This window comes from Clostridioides sp. ES-S-0001-03 (assembly GCF_020676075.1).
Lineage (GTDB): Bacteria > Bacillota > Clostridia > Peptostreptococcales > Peptostreptococcaceae > Clostridioides.
In genome coordinates this window covers 210,339-236,677 of record NZ_JACVWJ010000003.1, presented here as the reverse complement: position 1 = coordinate 236,677, position 26,339 = coordinate 210,339, and the positions used below count along the sequence as shown (strand labels likewise).

Here is a 26,339-nt window from a genome sequence, read left to right as displayed (position 1 = left end):
TATCTAAAATACATTAATTATATAACATTCCCACTTTAATCTTTCCATCTAAATTTTCTTTTAAGTATAAAGAAAATATTATTTCATAGCCTTCTTCTACCTTACTTTGAATATTATTCATCAAATCATTTAATTCAACTAGTGAAAATTTATCATTTCCTTCAACAAAAACTATACCTTTTTTCCCAATAAATTCTTCACCAAAATGTTCCATATTTTCAAATAAAATATCTACTATTTCACTGTGCTGTTTTGAATCTTCAAATTCTTCAAAAGAATACTTAATCCCTTTATCACTTATAATAGCTTCTTTTAAATCAGTTATATCTATATTTATCATACAAGAGTCTGAAATAGATTCTATCATAACATTCATCAAATCAACAAATTTTAAAATACTATTTTCATTGACTTTAAATTCTCTATTAATTCCTAAGTCATCTTTATTTTCTTCTTCTGAAGAATTTATACCTATAGATAAAATTCGTCTTTCATTAGACATGTATGAAATAGCTTTTATAACTTCTCGACTTTGTTTATCTTCAGTTGAATATGCTAAAAATAATATGTCAACTCCATCTAAAAGACTTCTAACATATTCTTTTTCAACCTCTTGATTCATAGTAATTTTTTCTATATCCATATTTATTTTTACTTTTTCTTCTATTTCATTTATTATATTAATACCTTTAGCTCCAATACCAATTATCTTAGCATTCTTATTAAAACTTTCCATTATAATATATATCTCCTTAATAATTATTTAATTTTAACATTTTTAAATATTATATCATATTTTCTTCATAAAAATATTTTAACTCTTTAGCCCTATCATAAAGTAATTTATTCATAAATTTTGGTTCTATAACTTTAGCATCTTTTCCTATTGAAAATAATGTAGATATCCACCAATCTATTTCTTCATACTTTATAAATTTACTAATTGTTCCACTTCCATTTTCATTTAATTCTATATCCAAATCTAAAAAACTTCTAGTTATTTTAGAAATACCTTCTTTTGTGAGTAATACATGCAAATGAACAATTTCACTAGTTTTCTTAGTAATTGCCATCTCTTCATTTAACTTGCTATATACTGAATCTAGCCAACTTTTCAAACTTATACATGCTTTTTTAGACTCTCCTACTTTTTCAATTTCCAGTACTTTGTCTATACGTATTAGTATAATATTATCACTTTCATAGTCATACACTGGTGAAAACCAAAATCCTTCATTTAAATATATACCTATTGGGCATATTTTTTTCTCCAGCAACTGATTTCCAGATTTATATTTGATATTTAAAACACAAGAGTTTGATGAAGACCTGAAAAATTCAGTCACAATATTGGCATCAATATTTTTATAATTAGCTATAAACTCAATATATTTTTCAATGTTGTTTATACCTATTTTTGCACTACTTTCACGATTATAATTTATTTTTTTAATTATAGAATCAATTTCTTTTTTTATGTGTGAAAAATTGTAAACTTGTAGTGACTTAAATGCAAAAACTATAGACATAACTTCTTTTTCTGTAAATATAACAGGAGGTATATAGCTATTATTTAATACCCTATAACCTCCATTTCTACCTTTTTCTGCTTTAATTGGAAGCCCCATTTCATTTAATTCTATTAAATATCGTTGAATAGTTTTAGTTGAAAGATTAAACTTCTCTGACAACTCTTTGATTGTAAACTTTTGTCTATCATTAATATATGTCCAAACATCAGTTAATCTCTTTATCTTTGACAAATAAAATCCCCCTTATAATAATACTATTCTTAATTCACACTAATTTTTAATCTACAAAATAACTTTCTGCACTCTAAAACTTAATATCAATGATATTTCTATATTTTTTCATTAAAAAACAAAAGAATGGTACTCCTACCAAGGTTACTACTACAAATTCTCCAAAACCTACTTGTATCATCGATAATATTAGAGGAAGTCCAAAAAATATATTTAACATTAATCCAACTACAATTGCATTTATGATAGTAGGCCATATAGAAGCTATAATTAATGTGCTTTTATTTTGACCGCCTAACTTTCTAGTAATATACACTAAACTTGCACTTACAAATGTGGCAAATGTTCCAAAAATTATATCAGGTACACCATATGGACCTATTACATTGGCTAAAAAACAACCTAATGTAAGACCTACTATATATCCCTTATCTAAAAATGCTAGAAGCATCATAATCTCGGCTATCCTAAATTGTATTGGTCCATAACTTATAAATCCTAATGATAAAGTTAAAACTGCATAAATTGATGTAACAACTGCTGTTACTGCTATATTGGTACTATTTCTTCTCATATATCTCTCCTAGTGAAAATTTTATTGCTAAAAATTAATAATATAATTTTATTTTATACAAAATTTATAAACTTAAACAATAATTTAAAATAAATAAATTATTTTAACGAACTATTTTATTAATCTAATTTATATTATACAATAGAATACATATAAAATTAAATAGTTAGATTTTAAATATATGTTATAATTATCATATATATAAATTAAAATAAGTTTATATCTTAATTAAAAACATTAAAAAAGAGCCTTAAAATTAGGCTCTAATAATTTATTTTAAAATCAATGAACTCTAGCATCTTTTAATTTAGATAATATCATCCAAGTTCCTACACAATCAATTTCCAGCTGTTTCTCTATTTCATCATATAACATTTCTTGATATGATGTATTTAAAACAACATTTTCAACAAGTTTAGAAATTTCTTCTTCTACGAAGTCGATTTCTATTTGATTCTTCATTTCCTTAAAAAATACCCTTGCTTTTCTCTGACTTATTGAACGACCCTCAAAGCTGACTAAACATTCTAAAATGTTATTATCTCCTCTAAAATTATTTACTGCTCTCATATTATTTAGATTTCCAGCCAAAACATCATCCCCTTAGTTAATTTTATATTTTACAAGTAAAGTTTCATAATATTATAATAACTACTTATTAAATATCTTTCAACAGGTATGACATAACTGGTTGTTTAACATGTAAAACTAGTCTAAAATCTGTATAAAATACTTACTTATTCATTTCCATAAAAACTTTTTCAGGTGTAATAGGAAGTGTATTTACTCTAACCCCAACACCATTAAAAACAGCTTCTTGTATTGCTGGTAAAGGTGTATTTATAACAACCTCTCCAACAGATTTAGCTCCAAAAGGTCCTGTTGGCTCATAGTTTTCAACAAAATCAACTTCCACATTTCCAATATCACATCTAGCTGGAATCTTATATTGCATAAATGTGTTTGTATCCATGTTACCTTTTTCTGTATATCTAACTTCTTCAAACATTGCCATTCCAATACCTTGAACAATTCCACCTTCAACCTGTATCTTTGCTAAGTTTTTATTTATAACTGTTCCACAGTCCACTATGGCTACATAATTTAATAAGTCAACTTTTCCAGTTTCTTTATCAATTTCAGTTTCTGCAAAACCAGCTATAAAAGGTGGTGGTGATACTGGACTACCATGAGATGCGAGACCTATTAATTGATTAGTATTTGGTCCAATTGTAGAGTCAACTGCTATGTCAAATAACGAAGTACTGCATTCTTTACTAGTTAATTTTATACCATCAAATTCTAATTCGTCTTTATCTACACCTAGTTTAGTTGCTCCAGCAGATATTATTTTATCCCTTAAATCCTGAGCTGCCTTAACTACTGCCATCCCAGTTACATAAGTGGTACTTGAAGCATATGAACCTGGGTCATATGGGACCAAATCTGTATCTGCTGATATAACTGTTATATTTTCAATACTTGTCTCAAGAATTTCAGCAGCCATTTGAGCTAGAATTGTGTCACTTCCTGTACCCATATCAGTAGAACCTATCATAAGTGTATAGTCTCCACAGTCATTTAGTTTTATTTCAGCTGAAGATTTATCAAGCCCTTGTATACCAGAACCCTGCATAGTAATTGCCATACCCACACTTCTAACTTTTCCATTTTCAAGATGCTTACAAGGATATTTTTCATCCCATCCGATAAGTTCTTTCCCTTTATTTATACATTTTACTAAGTCTACACTATTTAAAGTTTTTCCATATGCAAAGGTAGTTTCACCTTGTGTTACTACATTTTTTAATCTCAAGTCCGTTGGGTCCATTTTTAATTTGTCAGCTAACATGTTTATAGTTGATTCAACAGCGAAACAGCCTTGAGAAGCTCCATACCCTCTAAGTGCACCTGCTGGCATTTTATTAGTATAAACTACATCTGCGATAAATCTTGTTGCCTCAACCTTATTATACATTGGTAAAGTCTTTTCCCCAACTAAGCCAATAGTTGTAGAAGCATGTTCTCCATATGCTCCTGTATCTGAAAGTGCATTTATATCGATAGCCTTTATTATTCCATCATTAGTAGCACCTAGTCGAACTTTTAGTTTCATTGCATGTCTACTAGTCGAACAATTAAAAGTTTCTTTTCTATCATATATTATTTTAGCTGGCTTACCTGTTTTTAAAGTTACAATAGCTGAAAAAATCTCAACACAAGCAGTTTGTTTACCACCAAAGCCACCACCAATTCTAGGTTTTATAACTCTAATTTTACTAGCTGGTAGTTCTAATGCACGGGATAGATGTCTTTTAACATGAAATGGTATTTGAGTTGAACTTACTACAACTAGTCTTCCAGCATGATCTAAATAGTTATATGATCTATACGTCTCCATCATTGCATGGGCTTGAGCTTGAGTATAATATGTTTCTTCAATCACTATGTCACAATTACTTAATACTTCTTCTATATCACCTTTTGTATAGTCATGATGTGACACTATATTCTTTTCTCTCTGCATACCTATTTCAAAATTACAATGTCTATCTTCATCATGTACTATAGTTTTATTTCCGATTGCCTCTTCAAAATTCAAAACAGGTGTTAGTACTTCATAATTTACCTTTATAAGATTCATTGCTTTAACTGCACTTTTTTCATCTATAGCTGCAACTATAGCTACCTCATCACCAACATATCTCACAACATCTTCAAGAATTAGCCTATCATAAGGTGATGGCTCTGGATAGGTTTGACCAGCAAGTGTAAATCTAGATTTTGGTACATCTTTATATGTTAAAATACATTCAACACCATCAACCATTTCTGCCTTTGATGTATCTATATCTTTTATCTTTGCATAAGCATAAGGGCTTCTAAGTATCTTTACTATTAAAGCATCTTTTGCTGCTAAATCATCAGTATATACAGGTTTTCCTGTTGTTATACTCATTCCATCTATTTTTTCAATTCCTTTTCCAACTATATTCATATTCTACTTTACCTCCAGATAAGTTTTGATAGCTCTTAACTGTCCCATATATCCTGTACATCTACATAAATTTCCTGTTAAATAATGTTTTATTTCTTCGTCTGTAGGGTTCTTAAGCTCATCTTTCATTGCAAGTACAGTAAGTATAAAACCAGGAGAGCAGAAACCACATTGTTCAGCTCCTTCTTTTACCAAAACTTCACTAAATTCTTTAACTTCATTTTCTAAACCTTCAATTGTAGTTATCTCTTTATTTAAAACTCTCAAGGTTAATGTCGCACAAGATAATGTAGGTTTCTTATCTATTAAAACTGTACAGAGACCACAACAACCTGTATCACAACCCCTTTTTACACTTAAATTGCCAACTTTTCTTAAGGTATCAACCAAATATTCTTCTGGCTCTATATCAATATTTTTCATTTTTCCATTTATATTAAGCTTTACTAACATTAAATAACCTCCATTATAGCTCTTTTTAAAAGTACTTTACTCATAGCTTTTCTATAGTCTTTAGATGCTCTCATATTAGAACCAAATGTTAATTCCTCTGAAGCTATTTCTATTGCCCTATCTATATTAGCTTCATTAATTTCATTATTAGATAAAAATTCACTAGCTTTTTTTGCAATCATAGCTTTTTGAGGTCTTGCTCCTACACACAACTTAAACTTCTTACCATCTTTTGAAACAGACACATTCAAAATAGGGTAATCACTTTTTGCATTTCTCAATGACTTATAAGAGGCTTTTTTATTTTCCTTCTTTATATACACCTTAGTCAATAAGTCCTTCCCATAATCTCTATCTAAAAACTCTTCAAGGCTAATTCTCCCACCCTTATATAACTCTACTTCTGTATCTAATGAAAGCAATGCCACTATCAAATCAGAAAATCCATATTTAGAAAATACTGTTGCACCAACTGTTACTACATTTCTAAACTGAATTCCTATTATATCTTTAACTGAATCTTCTATTATTTTACCAAAATTATCTTTTATTATTGAACTTGTTTCCAATGTTCTAAAAGTAGTCATAGAACCAATTTCAACATACTCTTTATCTTCTTTTATATAATCTAGGTTTAGGTTAGATAACTCTATTCCTGTTCCTATTCTTTTTTTCCCCATTCTTAAAAAAGCACTTCCACCAATTACTTGATTAGTTTTTCTTTTATTTAAAATTGAGTACGCTTCTTCCACTGTATCTGGTTGTACAATATCTATAACCGTAAACATAAATTTCCTCCCTTATTCGCTATTCTTATTTTAAATACAACTAATTATATCACAGCTTCAACAAATTTTGATAATAAATATATGCAATATGTAAATTATGTAAATTCATTTTTACATAAAAAATAGCTACTTCAATAATTATCACTAGATAACCTTAAAATAGCCATTATTATGTATCCTTTAAAGTGAAAAACTAAAAAGTTGATACCTTTTCGCTTATATTTATCACTTCTTCTTCTAATAATCCAAGTTTTTTAGCTACCAATTTTGTAGTGCTTCCTTGTATTACTAATGTAATTAATATAGACATAAATACTACTGATGAAATTACTTCATATCCAGGAACTTTCATTGCTGAAATAATACCACAAAGTGCAGCTGGGATTACACCAGTTTCTCTTACCCACATCATGAACAATATTTCATTTTTACTCCATTTTGCTTCTCTGTCTGCAAGTGCACATACTAAGACACAAATTGGTCTTGCTATAAACATTAATACTAGCACTGCAATTACAGATGGTACAAAATATTTACCTAACTGAGCCAAATTAACTTGACTACCTAATATTATGAATATCGCCATACGACAAATAGTTCCTAAAGTCTCAGCAACATAAAAATCTGCATCATAAGATTTTTGGCTTAACCATATTTTAAAGTTTTTCTTGTTACCAGTTATTATACCTACAATAAAGCAAGACATATATCCACTTCCGCCTAATTTTGTAGATAATTCATATGCAACCACAACTGAAATAACAGATATTATTGGTGCAAAATCTTTAAATATACCATATGGCTTATCATTAACCAATTTCAAAAGCAGTATTCCTGTAATTAGACCAACTACAATTCCTACAACAACCATTGTACCTAATTCATAAATATTGGCACTTAAGGAAAACTTATTTGATAAAATTACAGCTAACACTGCTGATGTTAATATAGCTCCTGTTGCATCATTAAAAGCTGATTCACTTATTACAGTTTGTTTTACTCTATCCTTTATCTTTACTTGATTAAATATAGGTACAAGAGTAGCAGGGTCTGTTGATGCTATTATAGTTCCTGCTAATAAAGCAGTCATTGCACTTACTCCAAAAGTAAATCCTATTACTTGTTGCATTATAAAAGCAGATATCACTACTCCTACAGTAGCTAGTAAAAATACAGATATCTTTACATTTCTCAAAACTTTTAAACTTATTTCTTTTCCACCTAAATATAATATAAATGCAGAACCAAATGTAAGTATCAGTTGATTCTCTATTTGGAATCCACGAATATCTATAAATTTCAAAAATGATGGTCCTATTAAAATACCTACAAGTAAAAATAATACAACATCTGGAACTTTTACGATTTCGCTAAGTTTGCTGCAAATTATTCCAGTTATACTCACAATAGCAAAAATTATCAATAAATTATTGCTGGCAATTGTATGTATAGATGATTCCATGTCAGTCTCTCCTCCTAATATGCATGTATACAACATATTCATTTATTCATTTTACTATACAATTATAGCACAGAAATAAATGTTATCAATCATATTTTTTATCACTTGCAACTTTACCTTCATTTTTGACAATTAAATAACGCTCATATAATTTTATCTTTTTTTTCTTGCCAAGAAAAGGTTGATTTTGTCAAGTTTTATGCATCTATAAAATAACGTTGTCCCCCATACAGGTGTATTTTAGACGATTTTCGACTTTTTTTCTCATTAAAATAAGTTTAAATTTAACAATAAAACATCTCATTATATTATTTTTTTAAAACACACCATTTTCAACCACTTCATTAACTTGGACGATTGATTTTTTTCTTATCTATTCTATCTCCAAGCATACTACCTATATTTTTACTTGGATATAGTTCTTCAGCAATTTCGATTTTATTATCACTATTTTTTTTAATATTAGAATTACTCATTTGTTTTTCATTTTCTTTATTTTGTTTCATATTTTCTCCTTTTCTAAATAATATAGAGTTTGTATTTATTACTTATTATTTCAAATTTCTATAATTTTAATCAAAAAAGGGAAATATCTCAATACAATACAGCTTATTTTAGCAGTATATTTATATTTAGAATTTCCCTAATAATAATTTTATCGATTAAATTTTACAAACTAAGTAATTTATATTTCTTTTTATTTTCTAATAATTAAACTTTTTCAATAACTTCTCCTAAACTAGAATTACTTTTGTTATCATGTTTCCAGTTATTCAATGTATAATGTGTTCTGAATGTAAACAATCCTGAAATTATTAATAACATATAATATACAAATCCACTATACAAAAGCACTGAATATCCCAATAATTCTTTTGGAATTATGTTTGAGAACATGGTAAAAAATGTAACTTCATTTGCTCCAACATTTCCTGGTGTTGGAACTGGTGATATTGCCATGTATAAAAATACTTGCAATGTCATTATATGTATATATGATACTCCTTTTAAATTTGAAGCTTTATACACACAATAAACTATACTAAAGTATGCTATAAGTTGTAGTGCAGTAAGCAATATGCTTAAAAATAAAATCCTTACATTTTTGATAAATATTTTTATAGAATAATTGTAGTCATCAATATAATGATTTATTCTATCTCTTTTTAAATCTAAAAACTTAAATGCTTTAAATTTAGATAAAAAATTAATCAAAACCTCTGCTATCATTTTTACTTGCTTAGGACTAAATACTATTAAGAGTCCTCCTAATAGCATGCTTACATTCATGGTCATCCCAGCGGCGATTAAAACTCTAACTGAATGCACTTGTTCCATTAATAATGACTTATTCAATAAAATTAAAATTCCACAAAATATAGTAACTGTACTTTGAAATACAACGGTCTTATTAGTAACTATGGCTACAGATTTACTGAGACTAACATCATACTTTGTAAGTGCATATATTTGCATTGGCTGACTCCCAGATGCAAAGGGAGTAACTAAATTATAATAAAATCCCATTGTAGCCATTTTGATACCTATAAATTTTACTTTTGTTTTTTGAACTGCATTTATTATCAAATGTGTCACAATAGATTCAATTATCATATATATTAACATTATTAGTATGCCAAGAAATATATAGGTTTTATTTACTAGACTTATAATTTTAGGTATTAGTTTTACATCTAAAGTGGTTGATACTAAATAAGTAGTAATACATATCAAAAATATCAGAAATCCATATTGAATAAAATCTTTCTCTTTTTTGGATAATTTTCTCATTTATTTTCTCCTAAATTTTTTCATATCACTATACAATAGTATACTACTTAGCATATTCTTTGCAATACTTTAAAAAATAAGTCTATTTTTAACACAAATATATCTATAAATTTTTAAATATTTTTACTCCTTTAGTGGAAATAATTCTCCATAGCATAAAGTCTAATATAAGTGTAAGCACACTTGCTAAAATCAAATATATATTTAGAAATGAAACTTTCAATAACATATATGTGCCTCCAAGTATAACTATATAAATTAATGATACTAATATTGTAACTATCATACTTGCACTTCTTTTTACTACCGCCACTTCATTTTTCCAATCAAGGTTTGGATAAAGTAAATTTGATAACAATCCCATTAAAGCTACAAACATTGACATAGTTACAATCAAGCAACTTGCTACCATCACGAACTGAATTTCAAAGTTTAGTTTTATAGACACTAATATTAGACATAAAACAGATAATGGTGCATTTAATAAAAAATTCATCAATATTTTTGACCAAAATATCTCCCTTTCATCTATTGGAGAAGACTTTAGTATCCATAGATTCTTTCCTTCAAAAGAAATTGAACAATATGTTGTGCAGTTCATTACTATTATAAATAGAAACGCACCTAATAACTGTATTTTTATAATACTAAAATCTATATTCATTTTTAGTAACTCACCTATTTTATCAGCTCCAAATGCCAACACACCGATTGTAGCCACTATTAAAAATAACAGACCAATAGATGAATTCAAAAAGTAAATAAATGAAGAAGTATATCTTCTAAATTCTTTTTTCAATAGAGCCTTTGAGGGTGTTGAAATTTTTTGACTTTTAAATTTATAGTTTTTAATCTTATAACTTTCACCCATTCTAGCATTTATCTTTGTAAATCCTTTTGCAAATAGAGTCACAAAGATAAAGAATGGTATTAATGATGTTGCCATAAACATTAAAAATGAAACTATACTTCCAGTTTTAAGAGCATCAACAAAATAGTATATAGGTGGATATATTTTATTAATTGTTTCTGAAATAGATACACTATTTTTTAATAACTCAACTGATATAGAGTTTAGTTTTGACATAAGTACAGTATAAGCCAAAATTAATATTACATTACCTATGATTAACACTAAATTTTTATATTTTAGCCTTGATGATAGCTGTCCTATAAATAAGAAAATTATTGATGAAACAACTATTGGTAGTAATGGCAGAGCCAAAAATAATAATATTAAGTAAGGAAAATAGGTTATACTTACATTGGCATTAAAAAAATAAACTACTGCTGGTATAATCATACACACTGAAGAAAACAAATAATTAGTTCCAACTAAGATTAATATTTTACTAGCCAATATAGTAGATTCTTTTATTGGCAAACTAGTTAATAACTCTAAATCCTTCGCTTGAAATAGATATGATGAAGTTTTATATAATGATGTAACAATTGCCATTACTGTTGATAATCCAAAGCCAAACACAAGCAACATTTCCATTTGATTTATTTGTTTTAAAATATCAACTAGAGAAAGGCTTAAACTTGTTACATAAAATATTAATAGCCCTACTACAACAACTATTGAAAACATCATTCCTATTATTTTTTGTTTTTCTTTGCTGTCTATATTTTTTAAAGCATTCAATTTAAACTCATTTATTATATTAGTTTTTATTAATATACTTAGATTACTCATAATTTATCATACCTCACTTTAGACATTATATTCTGTAAAAATAGCATTTTATTTTTCTATTAATTCCATAAAAATATTTTCAAGAGAATTATTTCCTTTCACTTCTTCAGTAGTTCCATAAGCAATTATATTTCCATCTTTTATTATGGCAATCTTATCACAGATTTTTTCAGCAACTTCTAATACATGCGTTGAGAAAAATATACAACCACCTTTTTTACAAAACTCCTTCATGATTTCCTTTAATATAAAGGAAGCTTTTGGGTCAAGACCTACAAAAGGTTCATCAAGAATTAGAATTTTAGGATTATGGATTAAAGCTGAAATTATAGCTAGTTTTTGTTTCATTCCATGTGAATACGAAGATATTAAATCTCCTAATGCCCTATTAATTTCAAATTTATTTGAATAGTATTTTATTAAGTCCTCTCTTTCATTTTTATCTACCTCAAATATATCTGCTATAAAATTAAGGTATTGTATTCCAGTTAGAGCTTCATATAAATCTGGATTATCAGGAATATACGCCATTTCCTTTTTGCACTCAACAGATTGTTTTTTTATAGATTTAGAGTTTATAAGTATTTCTCCTCCCTCAAAATCATGTATCCCAACAATTGCTTTAATAGTAGTAGTTTTTCCTGCACCATTATGACCTATAAAGCCAAAAATCTCTCCATCATTTACCTCAAATGAAATATTATTTACTACCTTTTTATTTTTATATGATTTAGATACATTACTTATCTTTAACATAATTTCCCTCCATGTTATATATTATAGTTTTAATACTTGTTATATATAATATATAACAAGTATTAAGCAATTGCAACTACAATTTGCTAAATTTTTAAATTTAAGTATTAGACAATTGTAAAAATACTGAACTCAATATAAATATACAAAAAACATCTATATTTACTTCTAAATTGCACATAATTATAAAATAATGTATAGTTCGATTTGACTAAACAATGTATAATAAGAAATAGTTAACTACAATAATATAAGTTTTTAATAGAAGGAGCAAAAGATGAACACATTTGAACAATTAAAGATAAGTTCTACTCTAATAAATGGACTTAAAAAACAAGACATAACTTCTCCAACAGAAGTTCAGTCACTTGTTATAGAAAATATAATGCAAAATAAAGATTTATTAATCAACTCACAAACTGGAACAGGAAAAACACTTGCATATGTTTTACCTATATTTGAAAGAATTGATACATCAAAAAGAGAAACTCAGGCTCTTATACTTGCACCAACACATGAATTAGTGATGCAAATTACAAATCAAATTGAATTATTAGCAAAAAACTCAGAAACTCCTTTGACTTCACTATCCTTAATTGGAGAAGTTAATATACAAAAACAAATAAAAAATATAAAGGCTATAAAACCACATATAGTAATAGGAACTTGTGGAAGAGTTTTAGACTTAATAAAGCAGAAGAAGTTAAAATCACACAACATAAAAACTATCGTTTTAGATGAAGTGGACAATTTGTTGAATGGTAAAAATATAACTTGTGTAGAAGACATAATAAAAACTACATTAAGAGATAGACAAATCATAGGTTGTTCTGCAAGTCTTACAGATAGTACTATAAAAATTTGTGATAAATTTATGAAAGAATTTGAATTAATAAAAACAAAAGAAAAGTCACAGATAAATCCTAATATAAATCATACATATATGTTAGGGGAAATAAGAGATAAATTTAATTTTCTTAGAAAAACATTAGCTGCTACAAACCCAAAAAGAGCTATTGTATTTGTAAACAATGAAAAAAACATAGATGTTATAGTATCAAAATTAAACTATCATAATTATAAAGCAATTGGAATATTTGGAAATATGCCAAAAGAGGATAGAAAAAATGCAATAAATAAATTTAAACTTGGAAAAGCAAAAATTTTAGTTACAACAGATTTATCTGCTCGTGGACTTGATATAGTAGATATAAGCCATGTTTTTAATTTAGATTTTCCAAATAGTAAAAATGAATATCTGCATAGATGTGGTAGAACTGCTAGAGGAAACCGAAGTGGAGATACTATTTCAATAATAACAAAAAAAGAATTAGATATTATAAAAGAATTGCAAAAAGAATTTAATATAACAATTGTGCCTAAAACCTTAGAAAAGGGAAAATTAGTAGATATATCTAAGTAATACAAAAAAATAAGAACTGTAACTTCTTCTCAAAATAGATTAGAAATTACAGTTCTTTATTTTATTGAATTAAATTTTTAAACAATATCTATTATAATAGCCAAAGTTTTATTATAAATAATATAGCAAGAACAATCATTACTACTGAAACATGTTTCTTATCTTCAGCCTTTTTAGCTCCAAATATGTTGTAAAATACATTTACAAAAACATAAGTTAATATACCTAGAGTTAAACCATCACCTATACTATAAGTTAATGCCATACAAGCAATAGTAACGAAAGCTGGAACACCTTCAGTTATATTGTCAAACTCAATATCTTTAACTGTACCAAGCATCAAGTACCCAACATAAATTAAAGCTGGTGCTGTAGCACATGATGGAATTGCTATAAATACAGGAGAGAAAAACATTGCAACTAAGAATAAAACACCAACTGTTACTGCTGTCCATCCAGTTCTACCACCTGCAATAACTCCTGTTGAACTCTCAACATAAGTTGTAACTGTAGATACTCCAAGCCCTGCACCTACTGTAGTTGCAACTGCATCTGTAAGCAAAGCTCTACCTACATTAGGAACATTTCCTTTTTCATCTAGCATATTTGCTTTAGAGCAAACCCCTACTAATGTACCTACTGTATCAAAGAAATCAACAAATAAGAATGTACAAACTATTACAAAGAAACCACCTATATTTGTTGGATGTAATACATATCCTAAATCTATTTTACCTGCTATCGGTGCTAAACTTTCAAACTTGAATATTCCACTAGGTAAGTATATACCTAATTTTTGTGCATATTCTGGATTCATAAATGCAAATCCCCAAGCAAGTAATGAACTTACTACTATTCCAAAAAGGATAGAACCTTTAACTCTTTTTTTATCTAATACTGCTACAATTATTAATCCTATGCAAGCTATTATTACTGCTGGAGTAAATTTCCCCATCTTTATAAGAGTAGCTTGATCTCCAATTACGATTCCACAATTAACTAAACCTATAAGTGCAATAAATATACCTATACCACCTGTAACAGCAAGCTTCATATTCTTTGGTATTGCATTTACAACAGCTTCACGAACTCCACTTACTGATAATATTATAAAAATGATACCTTCTACAAATACCGCTGTAAGAGCTACTTCCCAAGGAACCCCCATTTGTAAGACTACTGTGTATGCAAAAAATGCATTAAGACCCATACCTGATGCTAAAGCAAAAGGAAGATTTGCAACCATTCCCATTAAAATACATCCAAATGCTGCTGCTAGACATGTCCCTGTAACAAGAGCACCTGCTGGCATCCCTGTTGCTGATAAAATGTTTGGATTTACAGCTATTATATAAGCCATAGTTAAAAAAGTAGTTACACCAGCAATTACTTCTTTCTTCATGTCGACATTTTTATTAGTCAAAATTGGAAAAAGTTTCTGCATGGTACTACTGTTTGTTGTTTGCATAACAACACCTCCTATTAAATTTTACAAAAAAACGACGCAGTAACTAATAAGCTGAGTCGTATCCTTCATAATTTAGTTAAATAAATATTTATTTAACTAAATAATAGTATACATAGTCAGAATATTTACGGTATTCCGGTAGAAACTTATGACCCGTATTGTCAAAATTATATGTTATACAATATAAAACATGAATTTTTCTTTACGAATATTATTTTAATTTATATAGTTAATTTTGTCAATATATGCGTATATATTAGAATAAATTTGTATTAATATTCGATTATATTAAATGTTAATTTTCTATATCTACGTCATACTTATATTCTTTACATTTTTATAAAATATATGATTATTTAATACAATTTATTTATAGTACAGATATAAAGTTTATGTTAAGATTATATTATATTTATTATAGCAAATTGATAATTAATAATTTTTAAATTTGGAGGAATAAGGGTGAAAGATTTAACTACAGGTCATGAGGGAAAATCTATATTCTTTTTTGCTATGCCTATGCTTATTGGTAGTTTATTTCAACAACTATACAATACTGCTGACAGTATTATAGTTGGTAGATTTATTGGTAAAGAAGCTATGGCAGCAGTCTCAGGTGCTAACCCTATAATGTTTTTGCTTGTAGCAATGCTTATGGGTGTCAGTCTTGGTTTTTCTATTTTAATTTCACAGTTTTATGGTTCAGGAGATTTAAAAAAAGTAAAAGCTACTATTGATACTACATATATACTTTTATTTATTGGCTCTATATTGATAAGTGTTATTGGAATAGTATTTGGAGGTCCTATGCTTAAGCTTATGAATACTCCAGAATCAGTTTTTAATCAATCAAAACTGTATCTTACTATAATATTTGGTGGAATCTTATTTTCTGCTGGATATAATTCAGTAAGTGCAATACTTAGAGGACTTGGAGATTCAGTAACTCCACTTTATTTTTTAATAATAGCCACAATTTTAAATATAGTTTTAGATTTAACTTTTATTGTTGTCTTGAAAATGGGAGTTGAAGGTGTTGCACTTGCCACTATAATGGCTCAAGCAGTATCATTTATAATTAGCATAATATATTTAAATAAAAAACATGAAGTACTTAAATTTAAGATTAAAGGAATTGTATATGACAATAAAATATTTAAAGATGGTCTTAGATTAGGACTTCCAAGTGGAGTTCAACAGATGTTATTTTCAATTGGCAACATGGCTCTTCAATTTTTAGTTAATTGTTATGGTACATCTGCCATGGCAGCTTTTGGAGCTGGTCTTAGAATAGAAAACTTTATAAGCTTACCTATCATGAACCTTGGTTCTGCTGTTTCCACTTTTGTTGCTCAAAATATAGGTGCTGGAGAAAATGAAAGGGTTAGAAAAGGAATTCGTGAATCTATAAAAATGGCTTTAATTCTAGCAATTGTTGTCGTTGCCTTAATCTTATTATTTAGAGAAAACTTAATTTCTCTATTTAATACAGACAAAGATGTCATTAAAATTGGTTCTTCTTACTTATTTATAATAGGACCTTTTTTCTTATTTATTGGTACTTCCTTTGTACTTTCAAGTGCAATGAAAGGTGCTGGTGATTCTATGTTTGCTTTGATGAGTTCAGTCGTATCTTTATGGCTTGGAAGAATTCCTGCTTCTTATTTATTTTCTAGATTATTTGGAACAGATGGAATTTGGATGGGTATACCTTTTGGTTGGACTTTAGGTCTTATTGTTACAGTCATCTATTATAAAAAAGGTTATTGGAAAACTAAAGCTATTGTAAATCATAGAATTAATGAATAATCTTTTAATAAAATGTATTCTCCTTCATTATGATATAATAAATTATGGAGGTGGATACAAAAAATGGATATTATTCTTAAACCAAAACAATTTTGCATGACTATTATGGTTACTATAATTCTTTACTTCTTTCTAAATTATAGTTTCAATATAAAATTTTCTATATGCTTATCGTTTTTAACTATCTTAATATGGGCTGTAGACTCTGTTGAAAAAACTGTAGTTGCACTAGTCTTTGTAATATTAGCTTTTATTTTTAATATTGCACCTTTGAAAGTCATTTTACAATTTTTATTTACAGAAAATTTTTATATAATAATCCTTGCTTACATAATTACTAATGCAGTTGCAAAGACAGGTGTTGCAAAAATTATTTCTGAAAAATTAATTTTAAATACTGTAGATACCCCTAAAAAAATGATTTTTTTATCATATATTTTAGGTGTATTATTAATATTTTTCATACCACAGCCATTTCCAAGAGTCATTCTTGTGTCAGCTTTTTATAAAGAATTTTTTAAAGAACAACACTTAGCTGATGATTCAAAATCTATACTTCTCTTTAGTATATTTACAGCATCTACATTTACATCAATGTTTTTTGTAAATGGAGATACTCTTTTAAACTATGTAGTCCTAGAACTTGGAAATTGTAATATAAACTGGGGGCAGTGGGCTTTTTATATGTCTGTTCCAACTATAATCACTTGTTTTATAACTTATTTTTTATTTATAATTGTTTTTAAAAAAGAATTATCTTTAATAAAATTTACTTCTTATGATAATCTTAATTCTAATAAATTTCAATTTTCATATTCTAATCTAAAAAAAGAATTTTGTTTATTAAGTGATGAACAAAAACATGTATTTTTATGTTTAGGAATAATGTTTTTTATGTTCTTAACTCAATTTATTCATAATTTAAATACACTAATTATAATGTCTATTTGTGTACTTCTTTTGTTGTTAAAAGGAATAATTGGTTTCAATACTTTAAAAGAAATAAATTGGAAAGTTCTCATTTTTTTTGTAGCAGCGTTTTCAATTGGAGGAGTACTAAAGTATTCTGGAGTTGTTGATATAATGGGAAACTATTTAATAAAATTAATTCCAAACTCTTCAAAAACTATTTCAATATTATTTTTAATAACCCTGACAATAATACTGAATATATGCCTTGGAAGTGCTGTCACTACATCCTCTGTGGTGATACCATTACTTGGAAGTTTACATATATTGAAAGAAAATAGTATTGTTCTTTGCCTTTTTGTTTATATTGTAGTAAGTATACAATACATATTGCCTTTTCATCATGCAACAATAATGGTTGGACATGGTGAGAATCTATATAATAGTAAGGTTATTTTTAAGTATGGTTTGACTTTAATTCCTTTAACCTATTTTATAATAATCTGTATAACCTTCCCTTGGTGGAGATTTATAGGTCTAGAAGTTTAACAAAGATGAAAATATGAATTTTCTTTTTAATAATTTAGAACATTATTATCTTAAGTTAATTCATATTTTCATCTTTTTTATAAAAATCTATTTATAAAATTGCATAAAAACTAATTTTTTATTCTAAAATTAAATGTTATTTGTTTTGCTACCTTTTCCAAAAGTATTTTCCCAATCTTCTATAAACTTATCAACACTCCAATCTGTCAATGGATGATTCATCATGGATTTACAAATATCATATGGCACTGTAACACTGTGTACTCCACACTTCATTAATTCTATAACCTGTTGTGCATTTTTAAAACTAGCAGCAAGTACCTTTGTATCCATATTATAAGTATCTATTATTTTTATAAGCTCTGAAACCACAGATACACCATCCCCAGATATATTATCAAGTCTGTTTACATAAGGTGCAACATAATTTGCTCCAGCTTTTGCAGCTAAAAATCCCTGATGAGCAGTAAATATTGCAGTGGCAGTTATTTTTATTCCTTTTTTATGAAGGTCTTTTATAGCTCTTAAACCATCTTGTGTTACAGGTATTTTCACATATATGTTTTCTCTCAAACTACTTATATATAATGCTTCATCTAATATATCTTCATACTTTGTACTTAATACTTGAGCATGTATAGGCATATCTTCACCTATAATTTCACCAATCTCACTTATAAGTTGCTTAAAATTCTTTTTTTCCTTTGAAATAATACTTGGATTTGTTGTTACACCATCAACTGGTAAATAAGTACTTAGCTCTTTAATTTCCTCTATGTTACCTGTATCTAAGATTAGTTGCATTAAAATATCCCCCTTTAAACTTTATTTTTTTATTTTATTTATTCTTATTATATATTGGTTTGGTATTATTTTCAACTTTTTTATTATTGTTTTTTATGTTTTTTTATTGTTTGATTCTGTTGTATATTTTTATAATTTCTTTATTTATTAAGTTTTAAATAAACTATTAAGAATAACATACTTTTTATATTAAATTAATGTTGTATTCCATATTAAAATAGTTGATATTTTATCTTTTATCTTATAATATTTACTATAATACTATATTCAGGAAAAGAGGTAAAAGATGTTTGCGGAAGAAAGGATTCAAGCTATATTAAATATCCTAAAAAAAGAAGGAAGAGTTACTGTAAAAGAACTCAGTTCAAAATTTAATGTTACTGAAGATTGTATAAGAAAAGATTTAAAAAATATAGAAAAAATTTCTTCAATACGAAGAATTTATGGTGGAGCTGTACTAGTCAGAGAAACCCTTGAAAACCAAGATACAAAAGATAGAAAAGAAATTAATATACCAACAAAAAAAATAATAGCAGAAAAAGCATTTAATCTAATTTCAGATAGAGAAACTATATTTTTAGATATATCTACAATCAATATATTGTTGGCTAAACTGTTAGCTGAAAGCAATAAGAAAGTAACATTGGTCACAAATATGCTAGATATACTAAATGTAGTTACTTCAAAGCCCAATAATTTAAATGTAATTTCTACTGGTGGTTTATTAAATCTTAGCTTAGATGGATTTGTTGGTACTCCGACAATAGACTTTATATCAAGATATAAATTTGATAAAACTTTTATGGGCAGTTGTGGTATAGATGTATTTAATTCTTCTCTTACAACATTTGAAATTGAAGATGGACTTACAAAAAAAGCTATAATAAATTCAAGTAAAAAAGTATTTATAGTTATGGAAGATAAAAAATTTAAATTTGATGGAAACTTTAAATTTGCTCATTTAGAAGACATTAGTTCTATAATTACAGAAAAATCACCTACTCCTGACATAGTAAATACTTTATCAGAATTTAATGTGAATGTTTTATAAACTTAACGATATATTTTTCAAATAGATTAAAGAGATAAACCATTATTTTGTAAATATCCTTAAAAGCCTTAATTCTATATGATTACAGCAATAATCAAATTTAATATTTAAAATTGATATGATTTAAATATAACATACTTGAAATAGACTTTCTAAATATAATACAGTTATTTTTAGAAAGTCTATTTCTTCTGTAAAACCTTTTATAGTATTTCTTATCTAAGAACTATTATTGATAATAGTACCTAAATCTATAGACAAAACTTTATTTCATTTCATCTTTCATTTGCTTTTCTAAATCTTTTGCAAATTTCTTTTGCTCATATCTTTCCATCATTTCATCTTTCTTCATTTCTAGGTTTACCATAGCACCTTGAGCGTCATCTTTTAAGTCTTCAGCAGTATTTTTCATTACATAAGCTGTCTTTTTAGCACCTTCTTTTAAATCTTCTTTCATGTTTTGCATATCTCTTTTAAGTCTATCCATCAAAACTACCTCCTCTGTAAATATAATACTTCCTACAGTTATTTTTCCCAAAATGTATATATTTATTTGCTCTATCAAGTATAATTTTTAAGTTATTAAATGTAATTTAAGACTATCTGAATATATAACTTTTAATAAAGATTACCTATTTTTCGTTTTAAAATAAAAATAACATCAAGCATATATACTCTATGCTCGATGTTATTTCTTAAATTCATTGCATTTACTTAAATTCATTGCATTTAATTGTTGGGAATTACTATAATGATGATTTAATTGGAGGATATTAGGTTATATCATCATTATAGCTTGGTGTTATTTTATGGTTTAAAATTTTTTATTTCTATTTACATAATACATTTTTAGTATGAATTTTTTATGATTTTACAATGAACTATTATTGAAACTTCTACTTTTTAATGTAGAAAATACTATATATGTAAAGATATTGTATTGCAGATCAGTATTTAATTTACAAAATTATCCAATATAAACTGATAGAAGAATAATCTTCTGTTGGCTTATTTTTAAATTATTACCATCCCTTTTTTCTTGCTGTTTTTTTCTTTTTAGTAATCGTTAATACACTAGTTTCTTTCTTTTTGCCAGCAAGGATAATTCCAGAAATCAATAAAATGAACAGCAGTACAATTAAAGCAGGAAAAATACGATAAGTATATCCATACTCCGCACTACAATTAGAATCCATTAAAATCATACTTGCTTTAATCGGATAATAATTTAATAATGTTCCTTCAAAAGTTCCAAAATATCCATATACAAAAGCAAGTGCAACACCACCCAAAAAGTTATTTACTGAACAACAGAAAAGTAAGATAATGGGTAAAACAGCAATGTATACAAAAATGTTTGCTCCGATAATATGAATAAACATATTAATGATATTGCCAAAACCTACTCCTGGAAATCCAGCAATTATATTGATTACTAACGCTATAACACATCCTATAAAACTGAAATAAATTGTTAAGAGTAGTAGTACAAGTAATTTGCTGGAAAGTAGTTGTTTGTAAGGAATAGGAATTGTTAATAGGTTTTTTATGGTATCGTCTGTATATTCCCGTGTTATGATATATCCAGCAATCAATGTAATAATAATCTGGAAGAAAAGGGTACAATTACTAGTCATAACCTGTTGCATGAAATATTCAAATGTCCATGATTGTCCACCACTAGCTGTTGAATAAAATAATGACAGTAGTGGAGAAAGTGTTGTCATAATAATTCCAGCCTTTATTACAGAATATCGTTTTAATTTCAAAAATTCAACTTTTACTATATTTTCCATATATATTACCTCGTCCATTTTTTGTAGAATCGAACTATCAGCCATAAGGAGATAGTAACAGTAATCACCATGAGTAAAACTGTATGGCTAGTGGTTGGTACAATATCGTATGCTTCTGGTAAAAGATTATCTTTTTGCAGATTATTCATCATGGAACCGCTCGCCCAGTTCATAACACATATAACTGGAAAGAAATTTAAAAAAGTGATTTTAGAAGCACTTATGGAGGTTCCCACAGTCCCCAATATTCCCCAGTTGAAAATAGAATAGAAAAATGCAAGCAAGATGGACAATAAAAATGTTTTGTTAAAATAAATAATCAGAAAAACAATCGGTAAAGAAGCCGCTACAATAAGCACAGCAAAAACTAAACTCATCATTAACTTATAGGACATACCATAAACCATTCCTGCATGAAACAAACTGGAAAACAATGCAACTGATAAGGTATTTATTAGGCAAAAAGCAATTCCAAAAATAAATAACATATAGATTTTTGCCCTGATAAGTTGCGTATTTGCAATAGGTATTGTCCTGATATTTTTTGAAGTATTACAGTCTCTTTCTATAAAGAAAAGAATAGCTGCAATAATACCAATTAAACAAGGCAGTAAAAAAACCAATCCATAACCTAACATCATTGTATAGACATAATCAAATCTTGTTTGAAGATAATGTTCTGTCATATCTGTGTTTGTTCTGGATTTTGCCATATATGTTAAAATTAAGGGAAAGAATAATGATAATGACAAAAGTGCGTATAATAACTTTTTGCGTTTTAACTTCCAAAATTCACATTTTATAAGTTTAAGCAATTACCTCACCTCTGGTTACTCGTTTGAAGTAGTCTTCAAGGGTCTCTTCGCAAGTATGTGCTTCAAAAACCTCTAATCCATTCTCTACAAACGAAGTTACAATTTTTCCAACAGATAAATCAAGATTATGCAGTCTTAAATTGTGGTCATCTTGAATTGTAAAGTACTGCTCATGGAATATGTGTTCCAAAACTCTTCCTGCCTGTGCTGTATCAGAAATCGTAAAATGAATATGTTTGTTGCTTTTCTGTTCCAGTTCAGATAGACTTTCTTCTTCCAATAATACTCCGTGGTCGATAATTCCTATATCATCAGCCAGCAGAGCTATCTCTGATAAAATGTGACTGGAGATTAAAATGGTCTTTCCTCTTTTTTTACATAGGTCATGGATAAATGAGCGTATTTCTGCAATTCCAATAGGGTCAAGACCGTTAATTGGTTCGTCCAAAATCAATAATTCTGGCTCGTGCACAATAGCAAGAGCAATCGCTAGTCTTTGTTTCATTCCCAGAGAATATTGAGAAAACAGCTTTTTGTCTTTATAGGGAAGACCTACTAAATCCAAAGCATTTTTGATAGCGTTCCGGTTTTGAATTCCACGTAAAGTAGCAAAAATACACAGATTTTCCGTAGCAGTCAGGTTCGGATAAAAACCAGGCGATTCAATCAGACTTCCTATGTGTGGCAGCAATTTTTTTTCATTGTCTTTTAAGCATTTTCCAAAAATCTTCACTTCACCAGAAGTAGGCTGTGTTAATCCAAGCAACATTTTCATTGTGGTAGTTTTTCCTGCTCCGTTTCTACCAAGCAGACCGTAAATTCTCCCTTTCTGTACATGGATGTTCAGGTCAGCAACACTTTTTTGCGAACCATACTGTTTTGTAAGATTTTTCGTTTCAATTATGTATTTGTTCATATACATTCCCCCTATTCTGATTCCCATTATAACACTCTAATCTTACATTAATCTTGCTAGAACCTTGCATTAACCTTGCAATTTATCCAAAAAATCCCTCTCAAATTTCTTCTTCAGCAGGGAATAACTCATATTCAGTTCCAGTCTGCCTGTATAAATGCTCAATGAGATAACCAAAATCCACCTTATCCAGCGCTAGATTTTGCCCATCCTCTAAGTAAGATGCCTTGTATCTTCGGTATCTAAAAATGACTGTAACACGGCTCTAAAACCCATTTAATCAAAAGCCATCAATGAATCCCATTCAATGATGTTCTTTACTTCCTGCTGACTTTTCAAGGATAAGCAAAATCCAATAGAAAAAGGACGCAGATTTCAAAAATGCGTCCTTTTTCTATCATAATATTCAGTTTTATATAATCACACTGTCTGCCTGCTGTCTGCAAAGCCTTGATTTTGCTAATTTTCTACTACCATCCTTATCAAAACTCGTAAATACAGGCTATGCTGACATTTTCCAACTTATGAAAAGATACTCTATATATGTTTTAAAGCTAATTTTTAAATTCAACCGTAAATACTACAGAGTTTTCCTTATTTTTTATACTGTATTCAAACCCATGAGTTTTAAAAATTTGACTGACTATATAAAGACCAAGACCACTTCCTCCAGTTTTTCTTGAACGAGATTTTTCTATTCTATAAAATGGATTAAATATCTCTTCTAAATAACGTTTCTCTATAGTTACACCAGTATTTTCAATTTCTAAAATAACTCTTTGATTAGAAGTTTTTTTGTTTATTCGATTGTTTTTATCATAAAGTCTAATTATAAGGTCTGAGCCTTCAGGAGAATATTTTATAGCATTATTTATTATATTATTAATTGCTTTAGTTATTCTCTCTTGGTCTGCCTTAATTTCTAGGTTTTCTTCTATTTTTAGAATAGTTTTCATATGTTTTTCTTCTATTAAAAATACTTGTCTTTTTACCAGTCTATTTAAAAGTTCACTTATATTTATTGATACTAATTTTAAATCTTTTTCTAGTATTTCTGATTTTGAAACCTCTATCATCTCATTTACTAAATCTTTTAGCTCTTGTGTACATTCATATGATTTTTTCAAGTAAGTATCCCTATCTTTATACTTACCTACACTATAAATCATTCCTTCAATTTGACCACTTATTATGGTTATTGGAGTTTTTAATTCATGTGATATCGTTGCAACAAAATCCTTTCTTCTATATTCCTGTTCTCTTTCACTTTCTATTATATTTATAAGAGGCTTTGTTATTACGATTGAATATATATATGCTCCAATAATTGCTATTAATATCGCTATTGATATAATGTATGGCATTAACTTTCTTATGACTTCATTTGCTTCGTCAATTGGCTGTAATGGCATAACAAGTTCTAAACTATATGGCCCATCTTTTGAGTCTTTTGTATATATAGGTATAGATGTTCTATACTCATCTTCAATACTATTAATCATATACTTACTATATCTTAAAATAACTACTTCATTTTTACCATATACAATTTTTCCTTGGTTGTCTTTTAGTAAAATAGCAAGGTTTTGGTCTTTAGCCATATAATAGAGTCTTTCTTCTAAAGTATATGTATCAAAGTGAATTGAACTATCTACTAGAGATTTTAAGCTTTCTTGAAGAGACTCAATTTTATACTCATGATAATATGATGGCAATAAAAAATATAAAATTAGGTATATTATTAAAGCTAATGCTATTAATAATGATGTTGTTATGGAAAATAATTTATACTTTATACTTAATTTTTCCCACTTATCAAATATCCTTCTCAAGTGTATATCCTATTCCTTTTACAGTTTTAATATATGGTAATGATATTTTTTTTCTTATATTTTTTATATGTGCATCAACAATTCTAGTATCTCCATAATAATCATAACCCCATATACTATCTAAAAGACCTTCCCTAGTTATAACCTGTGGATATTTTTCTATCAAAGCTTTCAATATATTAAATTCTTTTAATGTAAGTTCTATAGGCTCTCCATCTATTTCAGCAATATATGTGTTTAAATCTAACTTTAATTTTTCAAAAACTATAAACTTATCATTTATCGTTTTATTGCTTCTTCTCAAGATAGCTTCTACTCTTTTAATGAGAAGATTAAATGAAAATGGTTTTGTTATATAATCATCGCATTCTAAGTCAAATCCCTTAAGTTGATCTCCTTCATCGTTTAAAGCAGTCAAAAATATAATTGGAACACTTGATGATTTTCTTATCATTTTACAAACTCCATAACCATCTAAGTTTGGCATCATTATATCCAATATTACCAAGTCATAACTTCCTTGCTTAAATTTTTGTATACCTTCTAATCCATCATTTGCTGACTCAACCTGATAGCCTTCTGCACTTAAAAACTCTGATATTAATTCTTGTATGTTTGAATCGTCTTCGATTACAAGTATTGACGAGTTCATCCTATCAATCCTTTCTATTTTAAAATTTCTT

At 27.7% G+C, this 26,339-nt stretch carries 24 protein-coding genes and 1 riboswitch; of the genes, 4 read left to right on the top strand and 20 right to left on the bottom strand.

Translation table 11 applies throughout. The features are described 5' to 3' along the window. Window positions 1-13: 13 nt before the first annotated feature. The 12 genes from IC174_RS07585 to IC174_RS07530 all read right to left on the bottom strand — a co-directional run bounded on the left by IC174_RS07585 (window position 14) and on the right by IC174_RS07530 (window position 12,284). Window positions 14-736: a cell division protein gene (locus IC174_RS07585; protein WP_227482572.1), complete on the bottom strand. Its 723-nt coding sequence runs from the start codon at window positions 734-736 to the stop codon at window positions 14-16. A 49-nt stretch (window positions 737-785) separates the two neighbouring features. After that, window positions 786-1,763, bottom strand: coding sequence for a helix-turn-helix transcriptional regulator (locus tag IC174_RS07580; protein ID WP_227482571.1), 978 nt, complete (start codon window positions 1,761-1,763; stop codon window positions 786-788). Window positions 1,764-1,836: 73 nt separating this feature from the next. Beyond that, window positions 1,837-2,337: a QueT transporter family protein gene (locus IC174_RS07575; protein WP_227434745.1), complete on the bottom strand. Its 501-nt coding sequence runs from the start codon at window positions 2,335-2,337 to the stop codon at window positions 1,837-1,839. 282 nt (window positions 2,338-2,619) lie between these two features. Further along, window positions 2,620-2,928 (bottom strand): hypothetical protein, encoded by a 309-nt coding sequence (locus IC174_RS07570; protein ID WP_227434746.1) that lies wholly within the window; start codon window positions 2,926-2,928, stop codon window positions 2,620-2,622. A gap of 142 nt (window positions 2,929-3,070) precedes the next feature. Continuing rightward, window positions 3,071-5,335 (bottom strand): xanthine dehydrogenase family protein molybdopterin-binding subunit, encoded by a 2,265-nt coding sequence (locus tag IC174_RS07565; protein ID WP_227434747.1) that lies wholly within the window; start codon window positions 5,333-5,335, stop codon window positions 3,071-3,073. Window positions 5,336-5,338: 3 nt separating this feature from the next. Continuing rightward, a complete protein-coding gene (locus tag IC174_RS07560; protein WP_227434748.1) occupies window positions 5,339-5,788 on the bottom strand; it encodes a (2Fe-2S)-binding protein in 450 nt (149 codons plus the stop codon). Beyond that, on the bottom strand, window positions 5,788-6,576 hold the full coding sequence (locus IC174_RS07555) for an FAD binding domain-containing protein (RefSeq protein ID WP_227482570.1): 789 nt from the start codon (window positions 6,574-6,576) through the stop codon (window positions 5,788-5,790). The genes IC174_RS07560 and IC174_RS07555 overlap by 1 nt, the downstream gene beginning before the upstream one ends. Before the next feature lie 193 nt (window positions 6,577-6,769). Then, window positions 6,770-8,038 carry a cation:proton antiporter gene (locus IC174_RS07550; RefSeq protein WP_227434750.1) on the bottom strand — a complete coding sequence of 423 codons (1,269 nt, stop codon included), beginning with the start codon at window positions 8,036-8,038 and terminating at the stop codon, window positions 6,770-6,772. 344 nt (window positions 8,039-8,382) lie between these two features. After that, window positions 8,383-8,544 (bottom strand): DNA polymerase III, encoded by a 162-nt coding sequence (locus IC174_RS07545; RefSeq protein ID WP_227482569.1) that lies wholly within the window; start codon window positions 8,542-8,544, stop codon window positions 8,383-8,385. Between the two features lie 205 nt (window positions 8,545-8,749). Beyond that, window positions 8,750-9,829, bottom strand: coding sequence for a lysylphosphatidylglycerol synthase transmembrane domain-containing protein (locus IC174_RS07540; RefSeq protein ID WP_227434752.1), 1,080 nt, complete (start codon window positions 9,827-9,829; stop codon window positions 8,750-8,752). 103 nt (window positions 9,830-9,932) lie between these two features. Beyond that, complete coding sequence (locus IC174_RS07535) at window positions 9,933-11,528, bottom strand: putative ABC transporter permease subunit (protein WP_227482568.1); 1,596 nt, start codon at window positions 11,526-11,528, stop codon at window positions 9,933-9,935. Between the two features lie 48 nt (window positions 11,529-11,576). Continuing rightward, on the bottom strand, window positions 11,577-12,284 hold the full coding sequence (locus tag IC174_RS07530; RefSeq protein WP_227482567.1) for an ABC transporter ATP-binding protein: 708 nt from the start codon (window positions 12,282-12,284) through the stop codon (window positions 11,577-11,579). A gap of 277 nt (window positions 12,285-12,561) precedes the next feature. On the opposite strand from IC174_RS07530, the gene IC174_RS07525 reads away from it, so the two are divergent. Then, window positions 12,562-13,707 carry a DEAD/DEAH box helicase gene (locus IC174_RS07525; protein ID WP_227434755.1) on the top strand — a complete coding sequence of 382 codons (1,146 nt, stop codon included), beginning with the start codon at window positions 12,562-12,564 and terminating at the stop codon, window positions 13,705-13,707. A 91-nt stretch (window positions 13,708-13,798) separates the two neighbouring features. On the opposite strand, the gene IC174_RS07520 is transcribed toward IC174_RS07525, so the two are convergent. Next, entirely contained in the window at window positions 13,799-15,175 is a 1,377-nt protein-coding gene (locus IC174_RS07520) for an NCS2 family permease (protein ID WP_227434756.1), read from the bottom strand. Between the two features lie 93 nt (window positions 15,176-15,268). Next, window positions 15,269-15,371, bottom strand: a riboswitch (purine riboswitch). Between the two features lie 266 nt (window positions 15,372-15,637). On the opposite strand from IC174_RS07520, the gene IC174_RS07515 reads away from it, so the two are divergent. Continuing rightward, complete coding sequence (locus tag IC174_RS07515; protein ID WP_227482566.1) at window positions 15,638-16,984, top strand: MATE family efflux transporter; 1,347 nt, start codon at window positions 15,638-15,640, stop codon at window positions 16,982-16,984. A 63-nt stretch (window positions 16,985-17,047) separates the two neighbouring features. Beyond that, window positions 17,048-18,442, top strand: a complete 1,395-nt coding sequence (locus IC174_RS07510) for an SLC13 family permease (RefSeq protein ID WP_227434758.1) — start codon at window positions 17,048-17,050, stop codon at window positions 18,440-18,442. Window positions 18,443-18,571: 129 nt separating this feature from the next. On the opposite strand, the gene fsa is transcribed toward IC174_RS07510, so the two are convergent. Further along, complete coding sequence (gene fsa / locus IC174_RS07505; protein ID WP_227434759.1) at window positions 18,572-19,246, bottom strand: fructose-6-phosphate aldolase; 675 nt, start codon at window positions 19,244-19,246, stop codon at window positions 18,572-18,574. Between the two features lie 286 nt (window positions 19,247-19,532). Between fsa and IC174_RS07500 the strand changes: the two genes are divergently transcribed. Next, a complete protein-coding gene (locus IC174_RS07500; protein WP_227434760.1) occupies window positions 19,533-20,297 on the top strand; it encodes a DeoR/GlpR family DNA-binding transcription regulator in 765 nt (254 codons plus the stop codon). A gap of 265 nt (window positions 20,298-20,562) precedes the next feature. On the opposite strand, the gene IC174_RS07495 is transcribed toward IC174_RS07500, so the two are convergent. From IC174_RS07495 to IC174_RS07470, 6 genes are all read right to left on the bottom strand, one after another. Then, complete coding sequence (locus tag IC174_RS07495; RefSeq protein WP_227482565.1) at window positions 20,563-20,784, bottom strand: hypothetical protein; 222 nt, start codon at window positions 20,782-20,784, stop codon at window positions 20,563-20,565. Between the two features lie 535 nt (window positions 20,785-21,319). Next, window positions 21,320-22,093, bottom strand: a complete 774-nt coding sequence (locus IC174_RS07490; RefSeq protein ID WP_227482564.1) for an ABC transporter permease — start codon at window positions 22,091-22,093, stop codon at window positions 21,320-21,322. Between the two features lie 5 nt (window positions 22,094-22,098). Further along, window positions 22,099-22,908, bottom strand: coding sequence for an ABC transporter permease (locus IC174_RS07485; protein WP_227482563.1), 810 nt, complete (start codon window positions 22,906-22,908; stop codon window positions 22,099-22,101). Then, window positions 22,901-23,824, bottom strand: coding sequence for an ABC transporter ATP-binding protein (locus IC174_RS07480; protein WP_227482562.1), 924 nt, complete (start codon window positions 23,822-23,824; stop codon window positions 22,901-22,903). Before IC174_RS07480 ends, IC174_RS07485 begins: the two co-directional genes overlap by 8 nt. Window positions 23,825-24,378: 554 nt before the next feature. Then, window positions 24,379-25,656: a sensor histidine kinase gene (locus tag IC174_RS07475; protein WP_227434764.1), complete on the bottom strand. Its 1,278-nt coding sequence runs from the start codon at window positions 25,654-25,656 to the stop codon at window positions 24,379-24,381. Then, entirely contained in the window at window positions 25,640-26,308 is a 669-nt protein-coding gene (locus IC174_RS07470; protein ID WP_227434765.1) for a response regulator transcription factor, read from the bottom strand. The genes IC174_RS07475 and IC174_RS07470 overlap by 17 nt, the downstream gene beginning before the upstream one ends. Window positions 26,309-26,339: the final 31 nt, after the last annotated feature.

Coding starts and splice junctions, on each gene's coding strand:
- IC174_RS07585 (WP_227482572.1), bottom strand. CDS start 736: ATGGAAAGTTTTAATAAGAATGCTAAGATAATTGGTATTGGAGCTAAA.
- IC174_RS07575 (WP_227434745.1), bottom strand. CDS start 2,337: ATGAGAAGAAATAGTACCAATATAGCAGTAACAGCAGTTGTTACATCA.
- IC174_RS07565 (WP_227434747.1), bottom strand. CDS start 5,335: ATGAATATAGTTGGAAAAGGAATTGAAAAAATAGATGGAATGAGTATA.
- IC174_RS07560 (WP_227434748.1), bottom strand. CDS start 5,788: ATGTTAGTAAAGCTTAATATAAATGGAAAAATGAAAAATATTGATATA.
- IC174_RS07555 (WP_227482570.1), bottom strand. CDS start 6,576: ATGTTTACGGTTATAGATATTGTACAACCAGATACAGTGGAAGAAGCG.
- IC174_RS07550 (WP_227434750.1), bottom strand. CDS start 8,038: ATGGAATCATCTATACATACAATTGCCAGCAATAATTTATTGATAATT.
- IC174_RS07545 (WP_227482569.1), bottom strand. CDS start 8,544: ATGAAACAAAATAAAGAAAATGAAAAACAAATGAGTAATTCTAATATT.
- IC174_RS07540 (WP_227434752.1), bottom strand. CDS start 9,829: ATGAGAAAATTATCCAAAAAAGAGAAAGATTTTATTCAATATGGATTT.
- IC174_RS07535 (WP_227482568.1), bottom strand. CDS start 11,528: ATGAGTAATCTAAGTATATTAATAAAAACTAATATAATAAATGAGTTT.
- IC174_RS07530 (WP_227482567.1), bottom strand. CDS start 12,284: ATGTTAAAGATAAGTAATGTATCTAAATCATATAAAAATAAAAAGGTA.
- IC174_RS07525 (WP_227434755.1), top strand. CDS start 12,562: ATGAACACATTTGAACAATTAAAGATAAGTTCTACTCTAATAAATGGA.
- IC174_RS07520 (WP_227434756.1), bottom strand. CDS start 15,175: ATGCAAACAACAAACAGTAGTACCATGCAGAAACTTTTTCCAATTTTG.
- IC174_RS07510 (WP_227434758.1), top strand. CDS start 17,048: ATGGATATTATTCTTAAACCAAAACAATTTTGCATGACTATTATGGTT.
- fsa (WP_227434759.1), bottom strand. CDS start 19,246: ATGCAACTAATCTTAGATACAGGTAACATAGAGGAAATTAAAGAGCTA.
- IC174_RS07500 (WP_227434760.1), top strand. CDS start 19,533: ATGTTTGCGGAAGAAAGGATTCAAGCTATATTAAATATCCTAAAAAAA.
- IC174_RS07495 (WP_227482565.1), bottom strand. CDS start 20,784: ATGGATAGACTTAAAAGAGATATGCAAAACATGAAAGAAGATTTAAAA.
- IC174_RS07490 (WP_227482564.1), bottom strand. CDS start 22,093: ATGGAAAATATAGTAAAAGTTGAATTTTTGAAATTAAAACGATATTCT.
- IC174_RS07480 (WP_227482562.1), bottom strand. CDS start 23,824: ATGAACAAATACATAATTGAAACGAAAAATCTTACAAAACAGTATGGT.
- IC174_RS07470 (WP_227434765.1), bottom strand. CDS start 26,308: ATGAACTCGTCAATACTTGTAATCGAAGACGATTCAAACATACAAGAA.